Origin of the sequence: Marinagarivorans cellulosilyticus (assembly GCF_021655555.1) — a bacterium.
Taxonomy (GTDB): domain Bacteria; phylum Pseudomonadota; class Gammaproteobacteria; order Pseudomonadales; family Cellvibrionaceae; genus Marinagarivorans; species Marinagarivorans cellulosilyticus.
The window spans coordinates 1,485,319-1,509,664 of record NZ_AP023086.1 but is presented as its reverse complement, the minus strand read 5'-3'; the positions used below and the strand labels follow the sequence as shown (position 1 = coordinate 1,509,664).

17 protein-coding genes are annotated in these 24,346 nt (G+C 46.4%); 7 read left to right on the top strand and 10 right to left on the bottom strand.

The genetic code is table 11. The features are described 5' to 3' along the window. Positions 1–14: 14 nt before the first annotated feature. A complete protein-coding gene (locus MARGE09_RS06065; protein WP_236986452.1) occupies positions 15–1,214 on the top strand; it encodes a GGDEF domain-containing protein in 1,200 nt (399 codons plus the stop codon). Between the two features lie 33 nt (positions 1,215–1,247). On the opposite strand, the gene MARGE09_RS06060 is transcribed toward MARGE09_RS06065, so the two are convergent. From MARGE09_RS06060 to MARGE09_RS06045, 4 genes are all read right to left on the bottom strand, one after another. Further along, positions 1,248–2,150: an SAM-dependent methyltransferase gene (locus tag MARGE09_RS06060; RefSeq protein ID WP_236986451.1), complete on the bottom strand. Its 903-nt coding sequence runs from the start codon at positions 2,148–2,150 to the stop codon at positions 1,248–1,250. A gap of 53 nt (positions 2,151–2,203) precedes the next feature. Then, complete coding sequence (locus MARGE09_RS06055) at positions 2,204–2,809, bottom strand: PaaI family thioesterase (RefSeq protein WP_236986450.1); 606 nt, start codon at positions 2,807–2,809, stop codon at positions 2,204–2,206. Positions 2,810–3,142: 333 nt separating this feature from the next. Continuing rightward, positions 3,143–5,824: a nitrate reductase gene (locus MARGE09_RS06050; RefSeq protein WP_236986449.1), complete on the bottom strand. Its 2,682-nt coding sequence runs from the start codon at positions 5,822–5,824 to the stop codon at positions 3,143–3,145. An 80-nt stretch (positions 5,825–5,904) separates the two neighbouring features. Further along, positions 5,905–7,173: an NAD(P)/FAD-dependent oxidoreductase gene (locus tag MARGE09_RS06045; RefSeq protein WP_236986448.1), complete on the bottom strand. Its 1,269-nt coding sequence runs from the start codon at positions 7,171–7,173 to the stop codon at positions 5,905–5,907. Positions 7,174–7,564: 391 nt separating this feature from the next. Between MARGE09_RS06045 and MARGE09_RS06040 the strand changes: the two genes are divergently transcribed. The 5 genes from MARGE09_RS06040 to MARGE09_RS06020 all read left to right on the top strand — a co-directional run bounded on the left by MARGE09_RS06040 (position 7,565) and on the right by MARGE09_RS06020 (position 14,579). After that, positions 7,565–8,548: an AAA family ATPase gene (locus MARGE09_RS06040; protein WP_236986447.1), complete on the top strand. Its 984-nt coding sequence runs from the start codon at positions 7,565–7,567 to the stop codon at positions 8,546–8,548. Further along, positions 8,535–9,779: a DUF58 domain-containing protein gene (locus MARGE09_RS06035; protein ID WP_236986446.1), complete on the top strand. Its 1,245-nt coding sequence runs from the start codon at positions 8,535–8,537 to the stop codon at positions 9,777–9,779. The genes MARGE09_RS06040 and MARGE09_RS06035 overlap by 14 nt, the downstream gene beginning before the upstream one ends. Next, positions 9,769–12,201 (top strand): transglutaminase TgpA family protein, encoded by a 2,433-nt coding sequence (locus MARGE09_RS06030; protein WP_236986445.1) that lies wholly within the window; start codon positions 9,769–9,771, stop codon positions 12,199–12,201. Before MARGE09_RS06035 ends, MARGE09_RS06030 begins: the two co-directional genes overlap by 11 nt. 88 nt (positions 12,202–12,289) lie before the next feature. Beyond that, positions 12,290–13,390, top strand: coding sequence for a hypothetical protein (locus MARGE09_RS06025; RefSeq protein WP_236986444.1), 1,101 nt, complete (start codon positions 12,290–12,292; stop codon positions 13,388–13,390). A gap of 379 nt (positions 13,391–13,769) precedes the next feature. Continuing rightward, positions 13,770–14,579, top strand: coding sequence for a FecR family protein (locus MARGE09_RS06020; RefSeq protein WP_236986443.1), 810 nt, complete (start codon positions 13,770–13,772; stop codon positions 14,577–14,579). Between the two features lie 273 nt (positions 14,580–14,852). Here MARGE09_RS06020 and MARGE09_RS06015 read toward each other — a convergent pair whose 3' ends face one another. From MARGE09_RS06015 to MARGE09_RS06005, 3 genes are all read right to left on the bottom strand, one after another. After that, the gene (locus MARGE09_RS06015) at positions 14,853–15,641 is read right to left on the bottom strand and encodes a putative porin (protein WP_236986442.1); all 789 of its coding nucleotides are present in this window, start codon (positions 15,639–15,641) and stop codon (positions 14,853–14,855) included. A gap of 594 nt (positions 15,642–16,235) precedes the next feature. Then, positions 16,236–17,822: a lipase family alpha/beta hydrolase gene (locus tag MARGE09_RS06010; protein WP_236986441.1), complete on the bottom strand. Its 1,587-nt coding sequence runs from the start codon at positions 17,820–17,822 to the stop codon at positions 16,236–16,238. 292 nt (positions 17,823–18,114) lie between these two features. After that, positions 18,115–19,713, bottom strand: a complete 1,599-nt coding sequence (locus MARGE09_RS06005) for an inorganic phosphate transporter (protein WP_236986440.1) — start codon at positions 19,711–19,713, stop codon at positions 18,115–18,117. 481 nt (positions 19,714–20,194) lie between these two features. Here MARGE09_RS06005 and MARGE09_RS06000 point away from each other — a divergent pair, with 481 nt between their 5' ends. Further along, the gene (locus MARGE09_RS06000) at positions 20,195–20,581 is read left to right on the top strand and encodes a diacylglycerol kinase (protein ID WP_236986439.1); all 387 of its coding nucleotides are present in this window, start codon (positions 20,195–20,197) and stop codon (positions 20,579–20,581) included. A gap of 178 nt (positions 20,582–20,759) precedes the next feature. Here MARGE09_RS06000 and MARGE09_RS05995 read toward each other — a convergent pair whose 3' ends face one another. The 3 genes from MARGE09_RS05995 to MARGE09_RS05985 form a co-directional block, all read right to left on the bottom strand. Beyond that, complete coding sequence (locus MARGE09_RS05995) at positions 20,760–21,308, bottom strand: TetR/AcrR family transcriptional regulator (RefSeq protein ID WP_236986438.1); 549 nt, start codon at positions 21,306–21,308, stop codon at positions 20,760–20,762. 538 nt (positions 21,309–21,846) lie between these two features. Next, entirely contained in the window at positions 21,847–22,638 is a 792-nt protein-coding gene (locus MARGE09_RS05990; protein WP_236986437.1) for a hypothetical protein, read from the bottom strand. Positions 22,639–23,269: 631 nt separating this feature from the next. Beyond that, a complete protein-coding gene (locus MARGE09_RS05985; protein ID WP_236986436.1) occupies positions 23,270–24,310 on the bottom strand; it encodes a transposase in 1,041 nt (346 codons plus the stop codon). Positions 24,311–24,346: the final 36 nt, after the last annotated feature.

Below are 24,346 nucleotides of genomic sequence, written 5' to 3'. Positions count from 1 at the left end.
CGCAGCCGTCAACAATGATTAACATATATAGCGATGAGTGGGACAACGGGAATAGCAGCATCACATGGCAAGAGCCAAACAACTTTACGGCCAAGTGCCAGTTACGCGACGGGGCAAATTATCCATTTTGCGGCTTGGCAATAAAGTTTTATGATCAGATCAAAATACCTCAAGCCTCTAATGACCAAGATGATAATGTCGGCATTATCGGCGTCGACTTAAGCCAATACGACGGGCTTCATATCGAGTTTGACTACAGCGGCGAAGCAGAGCGCATTCGCTTTGCTTTACGCAATGTAGAATTCGAACTCAATCAAAATAAAGAACTTCGCAAAGCCAAGCAGGCCGAAGCCTATATTGAAGCCGACGAGTTTAACGCTCCCATTTTTATTGACTTTTCACTATTGAACATTTCAGATTGGTGGGTCACCGAAAATAATATTCGCAGGGAAAATACTCGACCAGCATTTAATAACGTGATGGAGATGATACTTCATATTCCCAGTACTAGCCCTAGAGGCACTCACACCTTAAGCCCCAAACGCATCATGGCTCGCGGAAAATGGCTAGCAGCAAAAGATCTTTACCGAAGCATTATCATTTTTTGGATACTTTTTATTATTGCCGAAGCTATCGCTCACTCGCTACGTATGCGACGCGAAAAAGATCAAGTCTCGAATTCGTTGCGCTTATTAAAATATGAATATGACTCCCTCAAAACCTCGGCTCAAATAGACCCAACAACACAGGCTCTCAACAGACGGGGCATCGAAACATTTGCTTATACGCTACTGAATTCAGAAGCATTGACACACTACTGGATTTGCTTATTCGATATTGACAATTTTAAAAGCATCACCGATAAATACGGGCACCAAGCCTGCGACCAAGTATTAACGGATGCCGTTGATGTAATTAAAGCTCACCTAACAGGCGACGAAGAATTAGGCCGATGGGGTAACGAGCAATTTTTATTGTTTAGCGCTGGCGGCACGCGACAGGATATATTTGTGCATTGCGATAGGCTACGCAAGGCGTTTAGCATTCACACCTTTCGCGTTGGCGGAAAGCCCATCCCCCAGTTAACCTTGAGCTTTGGCATTAGCCGCATAGACATGCACAACAACTTTGAACATAGCTTTAAAAAAGCAGACAAAGCCCTTAAAAACGCCAAAGAAAATGGCACCAATCAAGTCGCATTAGCGAGCTATTAAAAAGGGGCTAATTAAAGCCCCCATTTCATACGGTCAAGCTTTGCGAGACGCAACAATATGCAAACCAAATACATCCGCTGAGAATATTCGGCAAATGCCTTTAAGGTATAGCTTAAAGTCTTGCACATGCTTTTTATTCGTCATACGTTCCAATTTAGAGCGGTTATCGTTTAGCTGTTTCAACCAGCAATTTGATATTGTCTTTTTATAATCTGAAATGGGAATATCTAACACTTCTTCCAACTGGAAGTCATTACTGTCAACCAATTTCAGCTCATCACTCAAGGTTCTATAATTTCCGGTGTAGGCATAAACCTTATTAATGTGCTGGCTTAGCTTATCCATTGCGTGCTTGTGCTTCGAATGTCGAAAATGTAATTCTTTATTTACCATCATGCCGCCAGGCTTTAATAACTGGTGCGCCTTTTTAAAGAATCCGCCCAAATCATTAAAGTGCACAACGACTTCATCACTGTAAACACAATCAAACTGTTCTTGGGCGCGAAGGTTTTTCCAATGAACCACTTCAAATGTTGCATTAACATTATGTTTTTTAGCGCGCTCTTCGGCAATCGGTATTGCCATGGGGGAAATAGTAATGCCATGACCTTCCACACCATATTTCTTACACAGGTACACCAAAGGGCCACCCCAGCCACACCCTACATCCAGAATCCGCATTCCTTTCTTCAACCCCATCATGCGGGCAAATTCATCGAGCTTTTTCTCCTGTGCCTGAGTCAGCGTAAAACCTTCCTCCCACATGGAGCACGAATAATTATTCCACTCGCCACCAGTTACAATACGGAAAAACTCCGGTTCAACCTCATAGTGATAAGCAATTCGGTTAATCTCTTCATCCAAGCTATATTGCTGATAAAGATCCCTTGCCTCTACAGGTGCTTCTTCTAGAATATCTACTAAGCAGCTTTGCATAACTAACCCCTTTTTTATTAATCGTTTTTTATTTTTAGATTTATTAATGATCGCTAATCTGTACCGCAATAAGGCAGCGATTCAGACGGCATTACCGAAAGGTTCATTATTTTTTTAAACTCCTTTTTAGTTGGAATATAAAATGTGCTGTACATCTTCACCACCACGCGCCCTTTGTTATTAAAGATTTTTCCCTCCACTCTTACAAATCGCCAAAATTTTCTAACTACGGTTGCTCTTGCTGATATTTCTGTATCGACTTTAATACGGCCCAACCACTGGGTTTTACTAGACAGTGTCACAGCGAAAGTTCTATAACGATCGAAGACCGAATACGCTAAAAGCTCATCTAAAATAGCGAAGCTGACTCCGCCATGTAATGTTTCTGGATACCCTTCAAAAGCACGACCAACTTGCCAACAACAAGAAACACCACCGTTTTTATCGTGATGAATCTTAAGCTTTAAGCCGTTACTATTGTTACCCGAAGTTACAAAGCCATTGAAGACGCTAGATTTAACGCCAGGCGGAATTAATTCATCACCCAGCTCAGGAGGCGAAATACGATCACGTAGCGTAGAAGGGAAGCACTGCTTAAAAAGGCGCTCACTCAAAATGGCGAGCATTGAAAAATCAGGAAAACAACTAACCAGCTTCATGTCACAATACCTCGTAGATAGCCTATGGCCTCATGCCGAATGTCACTCGATATTCTTAGCGTTTTACTAAAAACTTTACTGCCGAGCGATGCGAATCCATTCATTAAAAATGCTAATGACACTTAAACTATTAGTAATAAATTTTGGCGTGCGCAATTTTTTATATTTATTTTTTTACTTTTAGCCAAAAAGACGGCATTTTTTTGGTGGTAGTGACACCGAAATCCATCTATGAATGTATTTTGCGCCATGCGCCATTTTGGACAGGCAAAAAAAATGGCGCATGGGATATCCTCCCATGCGCCACCGGCAAAGCTTATGTATGCTTAAATATTACACCGATGCCTCTATCTGCTGAATTAATGCGTTCAATTCTGGAATACACGAACCACAATTAGTGCCACACTTGAGTGTCTCGCCCAGCGCTTGCGCCGAATGACAACCGGCCACTATGGCCTCTTTAATCACGTTCTCACCAATTTGATAACAAGAGCAAATAATGGCGCCATCATCAGCACCACCGTTACCTTCGTTCCCAGCAAGAATCGCATATCGGGTAACGTCATCAAGTTCGCCCCCCAATTGCTTATCTAACCAGCGCCCCTCTTGCGGCATAGCCTTGCCTTGCTCTGCATTAAAAACGACCACTAGCGCATTGTTACAATAACCGGCCGCGCGATAGTGTTGTTGCTCGCTATCGGTCAATTCCTGCCAATCGGTAACTTCTGGGTATTGTTGTTTTAACCACGTCGAGTAATCCACAACATCCACGCCAGCTAGGCGATAACGATAACCAATATCACTGGTCATTTTGGCCCAGTAATCACAAGCCGGCTGCAAATCTTTTGTGGTCACCAAAAAGCCTGTCCAAGTTGTGGCATGCGGGCGTATTTTAACGGGGCTGTGTTTAAACTCCGGCTGGCCACAAATGGGGTCGGTAAAAGGGTTAACTAAGGCATCGGCACGCGAACTAGCCGCATATTTATTATTCCAGTGCATAGGCGCAAACACCTCACCAATACGCTGGGCAGTATTAATTTTTACGCGCCCTAAATAACGAGCACCACGATTAGATAATTCTACAAGCTCATTTTCAGCGAGCGCTAAGCGCTTGGCATCATCCGGGTGAATATCAATATAAGGCTCTTCTGTATGGCTTAATAAGTTTGCCGATGTGCCGGTGCGCGACATGGTATGCCATTGATCGCGAATCCGCCCAGTGTTCATGATTACTTCATCGCTTTTAGGCGGCTGTACGGGGAGGCGCGCTGTAATCGCGATAAACTTTGCCTTAGACGATGGCGTAAAATAATAACCATCAGAAAATAAACGCTTAGTTCCTTTAGGTTCCTGCGCTGTTACTGGCCATTGAATTGGCTCTAGCGCATCGTATTGATCGTTGCTGATATCGGCCATGGCTGAGATATCAAATGCACGCGCACGCGGGTTATCTAATGCCGATAACGCTGCATGCTCGCGAAATATTTCTGCTTGATGGACGTAATTAAAACCTTCGGAAAAGCCCATTTTGCGAGCGAATATCGCCATAATATCCCAGTCGTGTTTCGCCTCGCCTGGCGGCGGTAAAAAGCCTTTTTGCAAAGAAATACAACGCTCTGAATTCGTTACGGTGCCATGCTTCTCACTCCACGTTGTTGCAGGCAATAAAACATCGGCCGTTTTAGCCGTATCGGTATCAGCAATGGCTTCGCTAACCATCACTAAATCACACTTTTCTAATGCGCGCTTTACAAAGTCGGCGTCGGGCATGCTTACAACGGGGTTGGTCGCCATAATCCAAATAGCTTTAATTTTGCCCTCGTCTACAGCTTTAAACATATCGACCGCTTTTAAGCCTTCTTTTTGCGCCATGTTGGTCGCCTGCCAAAAGTTGGCTACCCTATCGATATCGTCTTGCTTATCAAACCCCATATGCGCAGCCAGCTGATTAGCTAAACCGCCAACTTCTCTGCCGCCCATAGCATTGGGTTGGCCTGTAATCGAAAATGGTGTGGCGCCTTCTTTACCGATTTTTCCTGTCGCTAAATGGCAATTAATTATGGCATTACCTTTATCCACTCCTGATGAGGATTGATTAATCCCTTGGGAAAATACCGTTACCACTTTTTCGTTTTTAGCAAATAGCGCGAACACCTGCTCGATTAAAGGCGCTGCTACGTCGCACACTTGCGCCACCGCCTGCACACTACCACTTTGAGTTTGCGCAATTTCTAATGCCGCCTCAAACCCTTCGGTGAATTGTTCGATATAGTTTTGATCTAAGTGATTATGACTCGCCAAATAACTTAATAAGCCATTAAAAAAGTAAGCATCACTGCCCGGCGCCAAGGGAATATGAATATCGGCAATATCGCAGGTTGGCGTACGCCGCGGATCAAGAACCACCACTTTCATCTGTGGGCGTTCTTGCTTTGCCTTAACAATGCGCTGAAAAGTTACAGGGTGAGCATAGGCGGCGTTGGAGCCCACCAAAATCAGTACGTCTGTTTTTTCTAGGTCTTCATAACAACCGGGCACAGCATCATTACCAAATGCGCGCTTATGGGCCACTACAGCACTGGCCATACACAACCGGCTATTGGTATCTACATTAGCAGTGCCAATAAATCCCTTAATTAATTTATTGGCAATGTAGTAATCTTCGGTTAATAGTTGACCACTCAAATAAAAAGCAACGGCATCTGGACCGTGCTCGGCAATAATATCGTTAAACTTTTTCGCGCTGTAATCTAACGCTTCATCCCAACTCACATCATTACCGTGCAAACGCGGTTTTAATAGCCGGTCTGGGGAATGTTGCGTTTGATGTAAAGAAGACCCTTTAACACATAAACGGCCGAAGTTAGCGGGGTGATCGTCTCGGCCTTTTACCGCTACTACGGCATTGTTCTCAATTGTTGCAGTCACTCCGCAACCCACACCGCAGTAACAACACGTTGTTTGATGTGTTTGCTGTTGCTCGGCGGCACTTGCGGTGGCAATTAATGACGACATAAACAATCCTGGTAAAACCTTATTAAGCCGCAAGCAAGCAGCTTTAAATGAAATAGATAAAAGACTTAAGTCACGGCTGATTAAGCCGCGGCAACCTCTTTACTTGCTGCGGCTTGGGGCACCTCGCTGCAGAATGCGCGCCCCATCAACAATTGTGGCAACGCCTGAGTAACAACAACGCCGTGCTCCATTAATTCGAAGAAGTACTGGCCATCACGCACATCGCCAAAAAATACAATGCCAACAATGCGATTATTTTTTAACAGCAACTTGCGGTAAATATTACGCGCAACATCTTGATAAACCACTTCACGGTGCTGGTCAGTCGTCAACCAATCGCCGGCTGAAAATACCTGCACGCCAGAAACTTTTAATTTTGTCGCAACCGGCATATTTTTGTACGCAGTGCGCACGTTTAATGCGAGACGATCGGCCAAGCTGGTACAGTGCTGCCAAATGGGCTCCACTAAACCAAAAGTTTCACCGTTATGCTCGGAGCACTCGCCTATTGCGCTAATCGCAGGGTCGCTGGTGGCTAAGTAGTCGTTAACCTCTATACCCCGCTTCCCTTCAAGCCCAGCCTCAAACCCCAACTCTGCATTTGGGGTGATGCCTGTAGCAATAACGGCGATATCGCACGGCAATGTCTCGCCCCCGGTTAACGTGGCACTTTCAACTCGGCGATTACCATTAAAAGAAACCACTTCACGGCTTAAGCGAAAACGCACGCCCTTGTGCGCCATCACCTGTTCGAGCAACGCCCCAGAGGCGCTATCTAACTGGCGATTCAATAACCAGCCGCTGCGGTGAACCAAGGTGACATCAATACCTCTCACGGCCATGCCATAAGCAGCTTCCAACCCCAGCAAACCACCACCTATAACAATGGCATGCTTTGCTGTTTCGCCGAGCGCTAAAATTGTATCGACATCATCGAGGGTACGAAAAGCCATTACACCGGTAAGGTCTTGGTTTTTGGCAGGAATACGCGCAGGCCGAGAGCCCGTTGCCATTATTAAATGATCGTATTCAACCTGCTCGCCATTATCGCAGTCCACTGTCTTTTGCGCTCGATTAATGCGAACAACTTTCACCCCCGCCAAAAAGCGCATGCCATTTTCAGCATACCAAGCAGCTGGTTTTTGAATAATGCTCAGCGCTGTGGACTCACCAGAAAGTACTGGCGATAACATAATGCGGTTGTAGCTGCCGTGTGGCTCGTCGCCAATCACTGTAATTGAAAAACGATGAGGGTCGCGCGCTATTAGCTCATCAACCATTCGCCCCGCCGCCATGCCATTGCCCACGATAAGGAGTTTTTGCTGTGTCGACGCTTGATTGTTATTCATAGTTCTGCCGAGTTAATTTAGGCGTTAACCGCGCCTATTAAAGTCAGTTTGGATTTACTTAAAGCATTAAACTGGTGCAAAAGAGCGCCAACTTGGTGCCAAAAATATAGTGCGCGTGCATTCAAACCTCAGAAAACAAGCTATTTGCGCGCATTTACGCACTAGCAGTGGGCTTTAGCTTCAAGATCTAAGGGGCTACACGCAGGTACCTAGCCAAAGCAAGAAGTGGGCCGGCTATCGATGATTAAAGCAAGACAGCGCCATTGGCGCATGCGCCATGCGCTTGGCACGTTAAATAACCTAAGGGGATGACGCGTAGGTATTGCTCGCGCTATATTCGAAACCTGCATGTACCAATCCACCCCGGCCCACTTATCGACCAGGACACGCCATGAGCTTTTCTATTACCGCCGAGATCGCGCCACTTAAGCAACAGCTACAATCGATTTACCTTGGGCACGACAATGTTATCGACCAGCTGCTGGTAGCCTTACTGTGCTCTGGTCATGTGCTATTAGAAGATGTGCCAGGCTTGGGCAAAACAACACTCGCGAAGGCGCTGGCCAAAAGTCTATCGCTGAGTTTTAAGCGCATTCAATGCACGCCAGACCTAATGCCCAGCGATGTGCTTGGCGGCAACATTTATCAACCCAATACGCAAGACTTTAAGTTCTTGCCAGGGCCGGTGTTTACCAACCTTTTATTAGTCGATGAAATCAATCGCGCTTCGCCGCGAACGCAATCCGCTTTTTTAGAAGCCATGGCGGAGGGCAATGTCACTATCGACCGTAAAACAGCCGGCCTCCCCAAACCCTTTATGGTGATAGCCACCCAAAACCCCATCGAGTTCGCCGGCACTTTCGCACTGCCAGAAGCCCAGCTCGACCGGTTTTTTATGCGCCTAACACTGGGCTACCCCAGCACGGAGCAAGCGCTTACTCTCTTGCAAAGCCACCAAAAGCAAGAACCTATAGAAGCCGCGCAAGCACTTATCACCAAAGAGCAGCTAATCAACTGGCAGCAAAGTTGTTTGAACGTTAGCCTCAATACTGAAGTGCAGCGCTATATTGTCGCCATCATTGAGGGGACACGTAATCACAAGGATATCCGCCTTGGTGCCAGCCCACGCGCGGCCATTGCCTTAATGCAAGCTGCACGTGCGCACGCGTACTTGCAAGGCCAAGGCTTTGTAACGCCGGAACACGTCCAAACTGTTGCACCGGCCATCCTTAGTCACCGGTTAATTACGCGCGGCCAACAAAGCCCTGCTCAAAGCCATTCGTTAGTCACACATTTATTGAATAGCATCCCCGTGCCGGGAGTCGCCAACGCCGAAACCGCCGCCGAATCAAACCCACCCCATGCCGCACAATAATAACCCCAGCCACTTAGCAATCCCCGAGCACTGGCAGCAACGCTTTTATCGCGTCGCCCAGTTGCGGTATATCGTGTGCCTACTGCTATTGGTGCTGTGCTTTATTGCGTGGAACCGTGGCTTAGCACTGCTTTATGGTGTAGTTGCCATGCTACTGGCTACAATTACGTTATCAGCCATTGTGCCTTGGGTTTACCTCGCCCGCCTGCAGGCGCGCTTTTTAACGATCCCCCCTGTGCATGCCGGCAGCGATCAAACCATTGCGCTACGCGTACAGGCCAAAAAAACTGTTTACGGGATAACGCTAAAACTAGCGCACAACGCAAGCACGAACCCCGCAATAGAGGAAGACAACCACCAAATCGCTTACGCCCAAGCGATTGGCCCGCAAGCCGATACTATTATTTACCAAACCCCGACCCGTCAGCGCGGCCACATACAGCTAAGCCATATTGATGCTCAGTGCGCCTACCCGTTTGGCCTATTTCATTTATCCAAAACCATCTCGGCTCAGGCCACCACCCAAACTGTTTACCCCAGGCTTATTTCTATTCGAACACTGCCTTCACTTTGGCTAAATGGCGCCAACCAATGCGATGCTTACCCTAGGCAGCAGCAACACGGCGACGACCTATTTTTAGGCTTGCGCGATTATCGCTATGGCGACCAATACCGCCGCATAGATTGGCGCGCCAGTGCTAGGCGCGGCGATATCAAAGTGCGAGAGTTTGAGCAATTGGAGCAACCTAGCTTACTGCTGGTTATTAATAATGCCGATGCATTAAATATTGGCGAAGGCGAGCGCAACGCTTTAGAGCACAGCTTAAGCCTGGCGGCATCATTGGCCGATTACGCCTTACGCCAGGGCTTTAACACGGTATATACCGGCGCCTGCAACGGCAAAATAACCAGTAGCCAGCAGCTCACCGATTTTTACCAACAACTGGCAGAACTCACCCCACAGCCACAGCAAGCTGAATACTATGCCCTGCGCGTAGAACAAGCTCTCGCAGAACATTCGCGTGCCAGCATTGCCATAAGTTTTGCCTTAGCGCCAATAACCAGCAGCCCGCCGCAACAACAAAAACATTGGCAATGTATATTCGATAGCCAAAGCTATTTAAAGCCGCTAATGCGGGCGCGCTCGCAAAGCGCCAGCGTGCAAGGCAATCACGTCATGATCCCCATTCGCGCCAGCGATAATCTCGAGCGGCTGTTTAATGACAAATAGCCAAGCAACCACACAAGAGCCCCAACTAAAGCCTCTAAGTGCAAGCTTAAAGCTGCTGTGCAGTGCGTGCATCGCCATAGGGCTAGCTGGTTTTTTATGGCTGCACTACAACACCTTTGGGCTGGCACTGAGTTTAGCAACCGCTTGTTTAATGTGGTTCAGCCTTGGCGCAACAATTGATAGCCTAGAGCAGCGCCACAAAATCGCCGAAGCCATTGCCGGGGTGGGTATTGCAGTATTTTTAGGCCTGCTATTGAGCGCAGATTTATTAACTGCATTAATGGCGTTATTAATAGTGGCGCAGCTAGCGATGAATATTCGCGCCGACCACAATAACCGTATTTATAGCGCCATTATTATTGGTTTTGTCTGCTTATTAGCCGGCGCTGCCGATGCTAAAACAGGCCATTATTTGTGGTTTATGGCGGGCTTTGGGCTAGCGGCGGCATTTACGCTCAAAGCCATTTACCTCACCTTAACGCCCACGCAACACAACTTACTGCAACACAATTTACCGCAAGAACAAAACTTATCGCAGCAAAAAGATAGCGCGCATGGCAGCTTGCCGCCATTCAAGCACAACGCCCAGCTCGCCGGTACAACACTCGCGCTAGCGCTACTGATCTATTTATTTATGCCGCGCTTTCCGGCTGGGAATATTGGTGCACACGCCGGCGGTTCGGACCATTTTTACGAGAACCCTAGCTGGGAGCAAGAAGCCGATAGCCAGCCAAGTAACAACGATAACGCCAAAGCGCAAACGCCACAAAACACCAGTGGCAACATCAGTGACAACACCAGTGACAATGCCAGTGACAATGCCAATGCCCAGCCGCAAAAGCCTCGCCAACCTATGGCCGACGACAGTTATCAATACGATGGCTTTGACGAGAGCTTTTCGGTACAAAACCCCGACAGCCAATCTTCGCGCTTTAGCAACGCCATTATCGCGCGCGTTAAAAGCGACCTCCCCCTGTATTTAAAAGCACGTGTCTTCGACCAATTCGATGGCGAGCGCTGGTCTCAATCCAAGCAGCAGCTTAATAAAAAACGCCTTAAGCGCGGCCATTACGAAGCCGAGCACTCAAGTTTAACGGCCGCCAATAACGGGCAGAACATAATTGTGGACTACCAAGTACACATCGAACGCCCCATGCGCAGCAATATTCCCTTTGCCGAACGGCTTACGGAGCTAGACTTTCCTGCTACCGTTATTGCCCGCGATGCCTTTGGTCAATGGTTTGCGCCAGGGCCTTTGCAAGCCGGCACGGTTTACGGTGCACAAGCGCACTTACTGACCCGCGATGGCAGGCTATTCAGTACATTAACCGCCAAAACCCAAGGGGTAACCGCCGCAAATGCCGAGGCCCAAAAATTATTGGACGAAAACCAACAACACGCTCAACAACAACGTTTAGCCGCATTGGCGAATTACCTTACCCTGCCAGCTACCCTCGACCCGCGCATTTATACGCTCGCACGCGACAACGCAGGCCATAAAACCGGCCCACAGCCCCAACAGCTGCAGGCTATCGCATTAGAAACCTTCTTGCGCACGCAATACGATTACGACTTCGAGTCCATTTTTAACTCGCAAAATGTCACCCCTTTAGCCAACTTTTTATTCGAAACGCGCAAAGGCCACTGTGAATACTTTGCCAGCGCACTGACGATTATGCTGCGCACTCTAGGTATTCCTGCCCGTGTGGTCACAGGCTTGCTCGCCCATAACCAAAACCCGCTAACCGGCTACTACGAAGTGCGCGCACTGGATGGCCACGCATGGGTAGAAGCCTATGTGGATGATCGCGGCTGGATGCTGCTAGAACCTACCGCCTACTACCCCATGCCTACCACGCCGGAGCACAACAGTGGCGTTACCGCCGAAAAAATCCAACAATACATTCGTGAATTAGAGCGCGCAGAACAAGAAACCGGCGGCAATCAAGCCTTTAGCTTTGCCGGCTTGATGCGATCAACATGGTATAGCCTAACGCTAATTGTGACAGTCGCTTTAGCCACAGCAAAGTTAGCCATTGTTAAGCTTTGGTGGTTATGGCTAGCATTAACACTACTGGCAATAGTCGCTTACCGCTTATGGCAAAAACACGGCGGCGCCTTGCAAAACCGCTACCTGCTTTACCGCTTAGATAAAGGCCATACCCTCACAATTAAGCAACACCTACACTGGCTGCACAAAGCGCTCAATAACTTAGCCGAATACCCAGAGCCTGGTTTAACCATCGAGCGCTTTATGGCGTTTGTGGCGCGCAGCCATTTATCCAGCGAGCAACGCCAACAGGCAGCCGGGTTATTCAACCAGTATTACTACACCGACAAACCTTTAAGCCCAGAGCACCGCCAGCAATTGTTGCAACTGTTGGCGCAGCTGCTGAGGCAAACACTCACCACCGCCCACTAAGCCGACCAGCAGTACAATTTGTGACCTGCCCCAACACCGAAGCCAGGGAATATCAGCTAGAATAAGGCATACTTTAAGGAATCAAGATATGCGCAAGGCCACAAAGCACAAGCTAGTAGAGTATTTACAACACACTTTGCAGCGAAACCAACAATGGCTAAAGCTCTGTACTATAAGCCTATGCGTTGCCGGTTTCGCAGCCTGTGGTGGGGAAAGCAACAATACCTCTCATGCAGAAGCAGCCTCAAACAGTACCACGAGCCCCGCAATTAGTGATGCGCAAGCTGTTACGTTATCCAAAGTAGCGCTATCGACATTCCCGCGCCTCCCCATTGATATCGGCCAGCAAACAGTGCAATACCCCCAAACAGATCAAGGGTTTGCTCCAACAGGAGACCTCCCCTTGCAAACCGATTCAAACCTACAAATGTTTTCGCTCGATACGCCAGTAAATACAGAAATTCACGACTGCTCCGCTGGTGGTTTAGTAAACATTGAGCGTGAGCCTTTTCAAGCTTACGATAGTGACGTTAGCACATCGGTAGAAACCGCCATCACGCTAGATTTTATAGAATGCGCCACTCAAAACACTACCGACCTAACAGTGCAAGGCGGCTCCATTGCAATTACCACCAGCTTCGAAGTAGACAAACACACCTCTGAGCGTGGCGCCGATTTACTCGCCAACCTTAACGATTACTCCCACGCAGTGCTATCCGATACTGCCACTGCAACGTATTGGGTAGATGGCGAATTTGGTATTAGCGCGCAAAGTAATGCGGATAGCAGCAACACAAGAACAATGTTTGCCGCCAACGGCACCATCAATAATCCCGACGGCTCGCAGGCGTCCACCATTCAATACGATCGCTTTGGAATAGTCCTCGAGCAATCAAATCAGCAAGACCTGATCTATATCTACGGCACTGTTATTGCCGATATGGAAAACGAACAATACCGTTACACCATATCTACCATAGAGCCCATGGGTACCGTTAATAATGATGTACAAGGCCGACTGTTAATTGAATCCGAAGGCAGTAAACTTTTTATCGATCGAACCAATACTGAAGAAGTGACCCTTTCGGCTGATTACGACGACGATGGCAGCATCGATTATTCAACCATTATCGCCTTACCACTCAACGACCTTATCAACGCCAGCAGTTTTACAATGCTCCCTCTTTAATCGGCTACAAAGCCGGCAAACTCTTCCGGCATGGGCTTACAGCATAATAATTCGGTAAGAATCACACGTTAACATTGACCCAAACAGTGTCCTTGTTAAGCTTGACACCTTAATTACCCTTCACCGATGTAACGCTTTAAAGCCCATGATGTACTCTAGCCGAGAAAAGCCTTCCACCCTCAGACAATTTACCTTAAAAGTAGGGTGGCGCTCTGCTGCGGCACCTACCACAACTGCCGCGAATAACCCAGCGCAACCGACCGCCCCAACTTGCGCTGTACCACCGCCAACAAAGCGCGCAGCAGCTCCGGTTTTAACTCTCCCCCCTTCCGTAACACCAAAACCAAAAGCCCCCCAACCCAATTGGCTTCTAAGCAGTATGATCACAGCCATTATTGTTATAGCGGTGCTCGCGATAGTGCCTCGCCTCTATCCCACCCCAGCGCCTTCCGCCGTTGCCACAATTACGCAGGGGCATGGTGACTTTTACCGGAACAAACACCCAAGCCATACCGCTGCCACCCTTTACCAAGGCGACACATTAACAACCGACAAAGACAGCCAGGTTCGCATCGCATTACACAATGCAACGCAACTCATTTTAGATGCCAATACGTCTATCAGCTTAAATGATCAAGGCATCTATATTCATAACGGCCGAGCCTACATTGATGCCGCCGCGCCAAGCACCAGTATTACTGTGACCACCCCCTTTGCCGAAATTACCGATATCGGCACGCAATACGATGTAAGTATTACGCCTAAAGCACTCCACATAACAATGCGTGAAGGCACCACAAAAATTACCAGCCCCCACGGCGTACTCTATGCATCGACCTCCGGCGGGCTAGGTGATGCCGTAACACTGGATAATACCGGTCATACTCAAACCCAGCATATGGCCAAAAGCGACGAATACTGGGAATGGACACTCAGCACCATAGCCAACTTCAACCTCTACAATGCCTCAGCCGAAGAGCTGCTCCAATGGGCTTCGCGCATTACGGGCAAAGAAATCATTTACGCATCGCAAGAGATAAAACAGCAGGTAAAATTACGTCACTTCAGTGCCGGTAGCCTAAACGCTAAAGACATCAGCCTGGGCCTTCCGGTAAAGTTTTCGAATATCGGATTGGAACTAGACGAACACAGAAGGGAGTTTATCGTAAGTGATCAGCATGGCGATTAAACCATATCAATTTAGGCGGAAAGCCAAATTACTCACCATATCGAACACCCAAAAAAGAGAGGCTTTAGTTTTGCGCTAGCCCACGAGATTAAAAGGCTTAATTTTCAGAAGAGTTGGTCGAGAAACAACTAGTTGATGGTAATGAGAGAAGTGGAATTATAATTTTTCAAAAACACTTAGTCTTTATTCTAGAAACCGCAGTTGAACCATCAAATAGCGTAAAAAAAGGGAGCAAAAGCTCCCTTTAAAAACATCAACTAATTAAAGCTAGAATTAGAACTGTAAAACAGCTTCTAAACCATAGAAGTTGTAGCTCAAATTACCAATTTTATCTTGACCAATGGTGGCATCAAGTGCGAAATTGGTATTAAAGAAGTGAGTCACACCAACGTATACACGATCTTCGTCGTTAGCGCCAAGCAAAAAGCCGGTATTTTTGTTCAAGTACCATTTTGCTTTAGCATCAAACGCAGTGTCGTCAGTGTCAACAATATTGGCTTCTAACACTAAGAACTGGCCGTTTTCAAATGCGTTCAAGTATTTTGTAGAAAGATTAACGGTCGCTTCATCTGTGTCAATATATTGAACAGTAAAACCAATATAGTCAGTTTCGTTAATGCTGTGATCGTATTGCAAGCTAAGATCTACAACATCATCACCTTCTTCTGGCATGCTATAACCAAGGCTTGCTTTTAAGTTATCCATGAAGAAGAAATCGCCATGTAGACGGGTGCTGTAGGAATCTTCTGAATCGGTGTAATCCAGGCCTACCGCAAAACGGTCAAAGTAATATGAACCGCCAATCACAAACTCATCTGCAGCGTCAGTGCTTTCAACATTTGCACGAAGATTTGTGGTGTCGTCAATATAAGCAAACTGATCTAAAGGACCAACAGTTTCTTGACCAGAAAAGTAGTAAGTTCCAGTAGCCGTGATTTTCGACTCATCAACACCATCCAAGTCTGTATCTGAATAACCAAGACCACCCAAGAACTGATAACTTTCTGCTGACGCCAATGAACTAACGGCACTGAGTGTTGCAATCGCTAAAATTTTCTTCATATTGAACTCCTTGTTGAGAAATATTTAAGTCGCGCACTTCACCATAATATTCCAACAAGTCAATACTCAGGTATGCATTAATTTGGGTTTAAATCATTACCTGAATACAAGCTTAACACGCACATATTTGCCACTAAAAACTTTTAAAAAAATAATGTGAATGCCAGAGCTACAGACCGCTCATTAGTCCAGAACAGATATCGCAAAAGCGTGCTGTTTGAGTCGTTTCGAAAAGCAAATATTGCCAAATAAAGCCCCTCGTGTGCAGGCAATTCGCGCGGAAGCTAACCCGCGCGCACCCTTAGGAGGTAGCTTACCCCTAGAAAAATCCCAGCAACTTTTGCGACGACTATTTCAAAGTGATGACTGTTACTCTAACAGAGGCGCCTAGAGTGTTGGCTTAGCGGTATCTTGCAAAGGGAATGGACCCATAGTTGCCCAGCAGATAAATGGGGCCGGCAGCTGCGTTAACATTGCATACCAAACGTTAACAGCGTGACAAATAAACAACCTTTTAAATTTATTAAAGTAGTGCACCTTGCTGCGCCCCCATTTCGGCAGCACGAGTAAAAAGTGAAAGATTTAACCTAAGCTCTATTCTTGTTCCCTTTTAAGATTTTCTCTGTACTCCAAAACAAAGCGAGCATACTCCTTATCAATAGCCGAACCGACTCCGGCCTCCCCTTCAAGCACGCGTAAAAACACCTTTTGCTTAGGATGAAACGGCTGGATGTCGCCGTCGGCTAACGCAATAACATATTTCCCTATATTCTGAATAGCATGCTGGAGGCGCGGGCTATAATTTTTATATGGGCCAATATCAAAACCGCCCTTTGCTATTATCTCTAAATGACTGTCTGGGAATATATTCTTGACGCGAGAAGCCTCTGCGAGTATATCTTGAATAACTGCGTTATCTTCAAGTATTGATGTGTGCGAACCATGAACACCGAATGTGTTATATGCATCGGCTTTTGCGGAAGCATGGAGCTGACTAGCTAACGGGACTACGCCATCACCGGCCTCCTTGTTATTGGAATCTTCATAGGCATAATAAAGGCTATGATCTACAAAATCAGGCAGGGGTTTTCGGTAAAGCCTGGAAATAAATTCCCCATTGTGATTTAAGTCTCGCCATGAAGGAAGCACAATAATGCCATGCTTCACGCCTTTTTCTGCTGAGCTAAGCCCACCTAAAGGGCTGGCCAAACTTGCCCATATTTTAACTTTATTCTCTCCCGCTTTATTTTCATATTTGTTTAGCGCTTCGCGTACGACGAGACCTCCCATGCTATGCGAAACAACCACCATCGGAATTTCATTTACACCAATAACATTTCCAGAAAGAAAAATATCGTAAAAAAAGCTGGCAAGTTGATCTAAATCGCCCCCTGAAGGGTAGTAAAAAAACCATGCTTTGAAACGCTGAGGATCTAGTTTTTCAATAATTGGGCTAAACGAGCGAATATTGCCACCAATGCCATGTACAAAAATGACAGGTACCTTGTAAGAGGTATCTTCTTCTAAGGCATAAAACATTGTCGGCGCGTTTTCTAAAAAGGATGCTGGGTCGTACATGCCAAGTATCGACATATTATCGTCGAATATAGGGTCGTTAATAGATCGAATTGTACCCGTGGGATAATAAAATGAAGTGCTTAATTCGGTAGCGTGCTTACGAGTAATTGCGGAAAGCGTTTTAATTGATTGTGCATAGCTAAGTTTTAAATTGGTGCGGCTTAGAATTTTATCTGGCGCCAGTTCATTATTTACATTGACTTCATTTTTACTGACAACTTCAGTATTTTCGAATATTTTATTGTTATTAATATCTGCAAATACAAGAATTGAATACCTACCTTCCGGTAGATTAAGCCCGTAGTGGGTGCCCGTCCCGCGTAAAAACATCGTATCGACACGCTCGCGTTTTTTAAATTTATCAGAATACGCGGCAACAGCCATCTCGGTATTGGCATATAAGCCATTTTCACTGATTATCTTTCCATAAACGAAATAGGTATCTCGATCTAGCATATGCTTAAGATTTACTTGACTAGGGTCTATATTCTGAATACGCGCATAGTGCTTTTGAACCGCAGCATATTTTAGATAGGTACAAGCACTTACCCCCATAATCAATAGGACAAGAAAAAACAACCTAAGGCACATTGATAAAGTCATTGGACATCTACTGATAAAAAAGAGCATTTAGTCTCGACGAAGTAGTTTACAGGATCAATGCAGCCGAGCAAGATGCCCTGCGCAACCTGCTTTCGGTATCGCAGCAACTACGTAAGCAATTGCGCATGATGCCACTACGATAGCTGCGGGGTGTACACCCCGCGATATTGCCCTTTCTAATACAGGCAACTACAACAGCGCCGGCTGCGAATCACGTAAAAATGCAAGCCATAAGCAAAAAAGCCCCAGCGCAAATACGCTAGGGCTTTATTGCCGGAATAGAGCTAGGTATTTAAGCCACAGGCATTAACATACCGCGCAACATAAAAAACATCATCGCACCAAGTAATGCAGAAGCCGGCACGGTAATAACCCAGGCGGCAGCAATTTTATAAAGGTGGCGGCGTTTTACCAGTTCTTGGCGGTATACTTTTTTCAAGCGCTTGCGCTCTTTTTCGGTAATAGGCAATGTGGCTGTTTGCACGCTAGATTTTTTAAGCATCGCGCGCATATCCTCAACGCTGGCCGACTGGAATTGCTTTAAATATTCTTCAATTTGCACACGCGCCTCACCCGTGTGATCGTCCAGTGCTTGGTGCAATTTACTGGCATAGCGCGTTTTTAAGTACTCGCGTAAAAAGCCAACACCAAAAACACCGCCCAAAGCAATATGGGTTGAGCTAACCGGCAAACCTAGCTGCGATGCAATAATCACGGTAATGGCCGCCGCCATAGCAATGCAGTAAGCGCGGGATTTATCAAGCTCGGTAATTTCGCCACCTACAGTACGAATAAGCTTAGGGCCAAATAGCGCTAAACCTACCGCCAAGCCTGCCGCGCCAATCAGCATTACCCACAATGGAATCGGTGCCTTACCCGCTACTTCACCCGACGATAACGCTTCGGTAATAGCCGCCAATGGCCCAATGGCATTAGCAACATCGTTGGCGCCGTGTGCAAAACTTAACAAGCCTGCAGCAAAAATCAGTGGAATCGTAAAAAGTTTATTGACACCCGCAATGCTGCTTTCGATGCGATCGCCAATGCTGAGTAAGCGTTTGCGTGTGAGAAAATAAGCGATTATAGCCACCACCAAACCCCAGCCAAACGCCTCGGGTGCGCTGGGGTGCCATATTTTCTTTAGGCCTTTAGTCAACAGGTAGCTGGTAAATGCCCATGCCATCAAACCAACCAGCCAAGGCACGTAGCGCTGCGCCGCTGTTTTTACATCGTCTTGATACAATATCGCGCGCTTAATAAACATTAATAAAGTTGCAGCAATAACACCACCCATAACCGGCGAGATCACCCAGCTGGCGGCTATAGCGCCCATTTTGCCCCAGTTGGCTATAGCAAAGCCGCCCGCAGCAATGCCTGCACCTAAAATGCCCCCAACAATAGAGTGCGTTGTAGATACGGGTGCTCCCATCCAGGTCGCAAAGTTTAGCCAAATTGCACCTGCGGCCAAAGCACCCGCCATCAACCAAACAAAAGTTTGCGCATCGTGCACTAGCTCGGGGTTGATAATGCCAGACTTAATCGTACCAACCACATTGCCGCCGGCAATTAATGCGCCCGCCGCCTCGCCAATGGCCGCCAGTACAATAGCCGCGCCAAGCGTAAGCGCGCCGGAGCCCACCGCTGGGCCTACATTGTTTGCAACATCGTTAGCGCCAATATTCAGCGCCATATAAGCACCCACTAAAGATGCAAATATCAGTAGCTGTGGGTGCAGCGTACTGGGCATAACCATATAGGTAATACCCAGTACCAGCACCATAAACGCAAAGGACAGGCCCAAGCGTGACTTATGGCCGATATTGATGTCATTCAATGCCGGCTCGGCTGGCGTTAGCGCGGGTTGGGATGAGGTATTGTCAGAACTATTCATATTAGGCACCTATGGTATTTGGTATATCACCGTTACCAGTTGGATCACAAAAGGTGCGTATATTACGGTTTTGTTACAACCAGAGCGAGCCAATAATAGTAACTGCCTATTACTTTGAGCAAAAAAACACCACAATCAAAACATTTTTACCAAGATCAAGCCAACCGGCATTCTCAATAGTGATGCACTGCGCTTTTTACCCGCAACCGATAAGCCCAAGGGGCACTGGCCACACCCCAAATATAGGCTCCGCCAACGACAAAACCCGCGCAAACCAGCCTCCATCGGCGCCTTAATGCAACAACTTTCGCCCGATATTACAGCCATAGCTTGCCACCAGTTTTTACGATAGAAACCTCGCTTAAAAAAGACGAGCAAAGTATTATTAATAGCCAATGCCCGCCGACTGAAATGCTTACCCAGCAGCCCTAGGCGAGCAAAGCCAAGCCTCTTAACACACGATTGTTTAAATAGGATGACCATGGCCAAAGAATACAATAAACCTAACGGCACCGGCATTAAGCGTATTTTTAATGCAACTTTATGCAGCTTGCGGGGGCTACAATTTGCTTGGCGCTTTGAATCGGCTTTTAGGCAGGAAGCCATACTCACAATGGTCCTTTTCCCGACCACATTTTTTTTAGCGCAGTCTTTAGCACACTGGAGCGTAATGGTTGCAGCACTGTGTATTTTGTTACTGACCGAGCTTTTAAACTCTGCAATAGAAACACTAGCCGACCGCATTACCCTAAATAACGACATAATGATTGGCCGCGCCAAAGATATCGGTTCGGCGGCGGTGGTTATTGCACTTAGTTTTATTACCCTACTGTGGCTGGCTGCGCTATATAGCAAATTTATGACATAACAATCACAAAAGCACCATTAGGCCACCTCTAAAAATAGTCGTTTTTTTGCGAGAACAAGGACAGCAGTGGCTCCAGGCAACTTTCTGCATATCCTTCATCCGTGGATGGTTAAGCGGAAAAAATGCATTTTTAGACACGCCCTTAAGTTTAAAAAGCACGCCCAAGGGATTGCAATACCTAACCGTCAACCAATAAACGAACGGCCTCTAAGCACGATTGCAATAATTCCTCACGTAATACCTCATCGGTAATTGCTCGCGACAAAGCCAAACCACCAATCATCATCACCGAAGCTTGCCTTGCTTTATTCGGGGACAGCGACATGCTTTCTAATATTTCAATATAGCCTTTAAGCGCTTGCGTATAAGTACTGCGAATTTCACTATTGCGCTGGGTCATATCTGTTACAAAAAAAGCGAGCGGGCAAAAACTTGAAGGGTTATTAACATCACCAATGCGTAAGTAGTGCTCAGCCATGCTCGGCGCATCAAAATTATCAGCTTTTTCCAGCACAACTTTGGCCTGCTTAGCCCCTGCAATAATCGCACATTGATATAGCTGCGCTTTGTTTTTAAAGTGAGCATAAAAAGCACCGCGTGTTAAACCCGCAAGCTGCATTACCTCATCAATTGATACCGAGTCAAAACCTTTCTGGGTAAATAGCTGCGCCGCGCTATCAACAATACGTTCGCGCGACTGAATTTTATGCTGTTCCGCCCAAGCCATTGTACCTCCCCTAAAATACACCTTACTAACATGAGGGCACCTCTAAAAATAGTAATTTTTTTGTGCGAGCAAAGAAGCACCGCCCGGAGAGCCGCAGTTTACGTGGTGTAAATGAGGACTCGAGGACGGAGCTGACGCAGCTATCACGGAAAAAGTGCATTTTTAGAGATGCCCATGATATTACAAAGCATAACCAGCCAATAGCCCACACGCATTAGACTCGCGGCTGCTCGGATTTTTACAACAAATACGTGGTAATAAATTTTTTGGAGCAGCCGTCTCGGCAGAAATTTGAGTGCGCACCCCATCTTCATCGTAATTTTTTGAGAGCGTAAGGACAGGCAAGCACTTCTGCATTGCATAAAAACCATTCTGGGCAACAAAGACCATCTCGGGGCTGATGGTTACGCCGAGTATTTAAGTGTAACGCTCTCACAAAAATAATCACTATTTTTAGAGACGACCATATTATGGTTGGCGGGAATGAGACCCCATATATACTCTGGCCTTTCTATGACGACTAATCAACAGCATTAGCTCACAGCGAACATTGCGAGGCGGAAAGCTCTATTGCCTTAACTTGCATAACCGAGCAAATATTTGGAAACACCAAATAGTCGCCGTTTGGCGTCATTGCACAAACGGGGTCCCCGCCTTGTAGGCAGTTACCAAACCCACCCTCTGTTTCTTTGTACGCAACATCATGCCCCTGATAATCAAGCGAGTACTCACTAACATCAAAGCCTTCGTATTTAATAACCGATTCTATAGGGCTTTCATCAGAAAAGTTCTTATGAAAGTGTAAATTGCCCGTATCGCAGTCCACCTCATAGGTTTCCAAAAAACCTCCTTTTTGAAGATCAACCTTCGATTGAAAAGCATGGAAAATCAAATAATCAAAGGGAGCGCGTGACGGGTGATCGGCCAATAAGGCGGTACCGTGGGGAATTTGACAGCTTGCTTCAACATTTCTAGGCAGGGCTTCAAATAGCTGCAAACCAATATTTTCGATATGCGCCTCGAAGCCAGCTGGATTGATTGTGATTTTCTGCTCAGGCTGATCACCAATAAACAATGATAATTGATTATATTGGCACTGGTAGTCTGCGGAAAGACTTGTTGGGCTTCCGGTATTTATCTCAGCAGTAGCCTCGGAAAACATTATTGTAATATGACCAGAAAAACCACCATGGATGTTTGGCGCTATTTGAGTTGAGATAAACGTTCGCCCATCCAAACCACTACAACTCAGAGGAACCTCCCCTCCATCACACGCTAACAAAGTTGAGGCGCATACCACAATAAATACACCGCTTCTCAAACTACTCATACTTTTCTCCCTATAAAACTAAAATACACTCTATTGCCAAGTAATCCCCAGCCCACAACCACAATTATTCCGAAAACCGCAGTTGAGAATCAAACAAATGCGAATTCCCAAGGGATACATGGCATGCGGTAAACATGTTTGGTCATCTTATTGGCAACGAATCGTTTTTATCACGCGCGAGGTGCGCCAAGGGGCTGCGTAGGCGTTAATGATTCAAATACGGTTTCTAAGATAATTACAACACACCCATTGAAAAAACACTGTGACGCCTGCACAAAATGTACAATTTTTAACAGAATAGAATTATTAATGTATACACCACCCCGCCCCCTTAATTTATAGGCAATGGCAATTGGGAAAATTGTCAATTGGGGACATCCATAAAAATAACCGCAAGGGATATTCCTTGGCGCTTTTTCCTAATCCTACATAAATTTTACAGGACACCCAAAACTAATTTATTTAAAGTGTAATGCCCACCGACGAGCTCAAACTGTAGATATCACGATTGAGTAATAATACAATTTTTCTCGAAAAAGAGATGGTTTTTCGTGGAGAGATGCCGATTACACATCAAATACAAACCCACCAACATAATGGGGCCTATGGTATCGGCACAACGGAGTAGTTTCTAACAACCAAACAATCGCCGGGCAGCGCCTAATCCTTTAACCCAGCATTGATCAAGCTTTTCTGCACAAGGTTTTATGGAATCACAGCGGCCAATACAGTGATGAAAGTCTTTTTCAATACGGGGCATATTTTCTAGCCAGTCATCCACGCCAATTTCTAGACGCTGTAATATTTTAGGCGATGCAAGTGCGATGGCGCCACTCTTATTGGGCAGAATAGCTCGCCCCGTCCAGTCGATGAGCTCAAGATAATCGCGCCAGTAAAAGGGAATAACACCTGTAGAACGCTGCCCTTGGTCTGCAGAATCGGCAGTGGGAAGGTGATTCTTTTTAGGTGGTTTACAGAAATTGGCCAACCTAACGGGCTTTTTATCTTTATCTTTAGCTGTTTTAGCGGGTTTATTCAAAGACTGAATGCGCTGTTGAATGGCCGTAAAGTCACTGGTTTCTGGCAGCTCCGCCATGCCAGCGCGCACAGGGTTTAAATCGACATATGCCATGCAGGTAATAATCGCCTGCTCGTCGAGTAAAGCCTGGCTTTTAAAGCGGCCCTCCCAAAAACGGCCAGTACATTTATCTTCCGCGTTTGCGAGTCGTGCGATATGTTCATTTAAACAACGCATAAACCAGCTAATGTCGCATAATCGACTGCGCCACTCAGCAATTAATTCGTCGGCCTTCCACTGTTCGGCTTGGCTTAACACTTTATTATTCAAGACTTTAAGCGTTAAGTCATGGCCTTTAAACAGCTTCATCCAACGGCGAATAACAGTCTTATCACTCCAACCATCGACCTTGGGCTTATCCATATGCAGCACAAGGTGGTAGTGATTTGACATAACCGCATAAGCCGCCACATCTATCGCAAAAATATCGCCTAGTTCAGCTAATTTATCCGTTACCCACACCTTACGATGCGAATAATCCTTACCTGTTAAACTATCCTCCCCAAATAGCCAACCACGACGCACCGCCCTACAATAGCAGTGGTACCAAGAGGTTTGATCCAACGACATGATTAACTTTCTGGGCTTAGTCACGGCAACCTCCAACAAGCAGCTCTCATTTAGGTATAG

Coding starts and splice junctions, on each gene's coding strand:
- MARGE09_RS06065 (WP_236986452.1), top strand. CDS start 15: ATGATTAACATATATAGCGATGAGTGGGACAACGGGAATAGCAGCATC.
- MARGE09_RS06060 (WP_236986451.1), bottom strand. CDS start 2,150: ATGCAAAGCTGCTTAGTAGATATTCTAGAAGAAGCACCTGTAGAGGCA.
- MARGE09_RS06055 (WP_236986450.1), bottom strand. CDS start 2,809: ATGAAGCTGGTTAGTTGTTTTCCTGATTTTTCAATGCTCGCCATTTTG.
- MARGE09_RS06050 (WP_236986449.1), bottom strand. CDS start 5,824: ATGTCGTCATTAATTGCCACCGCAAGTGCCGCCGAGCAACAGCAAACA.
- MARGE09_RS06045 (WP_236986448.1), bottom strand. CDS start 7,173: ATGAATAACAATCAAGCGTCGACACAGCAAAAACTCCTTATCGTGGGC.
- MARGE09_RS06040 (WP_236986447.1), top strand. CDS start 7,565: ATGAGCTTTTCTATTACCGCCGAGATCGCGCCACTTAAGCAACAGCTA.
- MARGE09_RS06035 (WP_236986446.1), top strand. CDS start 8,535: ATGCCGCACAATAATAACCCCAGCCACTTAGCAATCCCCGAGCACTGG.
- MARGE09_RS06030 (WP_236986445.1), top strand. CDS start 9,769: ATGACAAATAGCCAAGCAACCACACAAGAGCCCCAACTAAAGCCTCTA.
- MARGE09_RS06025 (WP_236986444.1), top strand. CDS start 12,290: ATGCGCAAGGCCACAAAGCACAAGCTAGTAGAGTATTTACAACACACT.
- MARGE09_RS06020 (WP_236986443.1), top strand. CDS start 13,770: ATGATCACAGCCATTATTGTTATAGCGGTGCTCGCGATAGTGCCTCGC.
- MARGE09_RS06015 (WP_236986442.1), bottom strand. CDS start 15,641: ATGAAGAAAATTTTAGCGATTGCAACACTCAGTGCCGTTAGTTCATTG.
- MARGE09_RS06010 (WP_236986441.1), bottom strand. CDS start 17,822: ATGACTTTATCAATGTGCCTTAGGTTGTTTTTTCTTGTCCTATTGATT.
- MARGE09_RS06005 (WP_236986440.1), bottom strand. CDS start 19,713: ATGAATAGTTCTGACAATACCTCATCCCAACCCGCGCTAACGCCAGCC.
- MARGE09_RS06000 (WP_236986439.1), top strand. CDS start 20,195: ATGGCCAAAGAATACAATAAACCTAACGGCACCGGCATTAAGCGTATT.
- MARGE09_RS05995 (WP_236986438.1), bottom strand. CDS start 21,308: ATGGCTTGGGCGGAACAGCATAAAATTCAGTCGCGCGAACGTATTGTT.
- MARGE09_RS05990 (WP_236986437.1), bottom strand. CDS start 22,638: ATGAGTAGTTTGAGAAGCGGTGTATTTATTGTGGTATGCGCCTCAACT.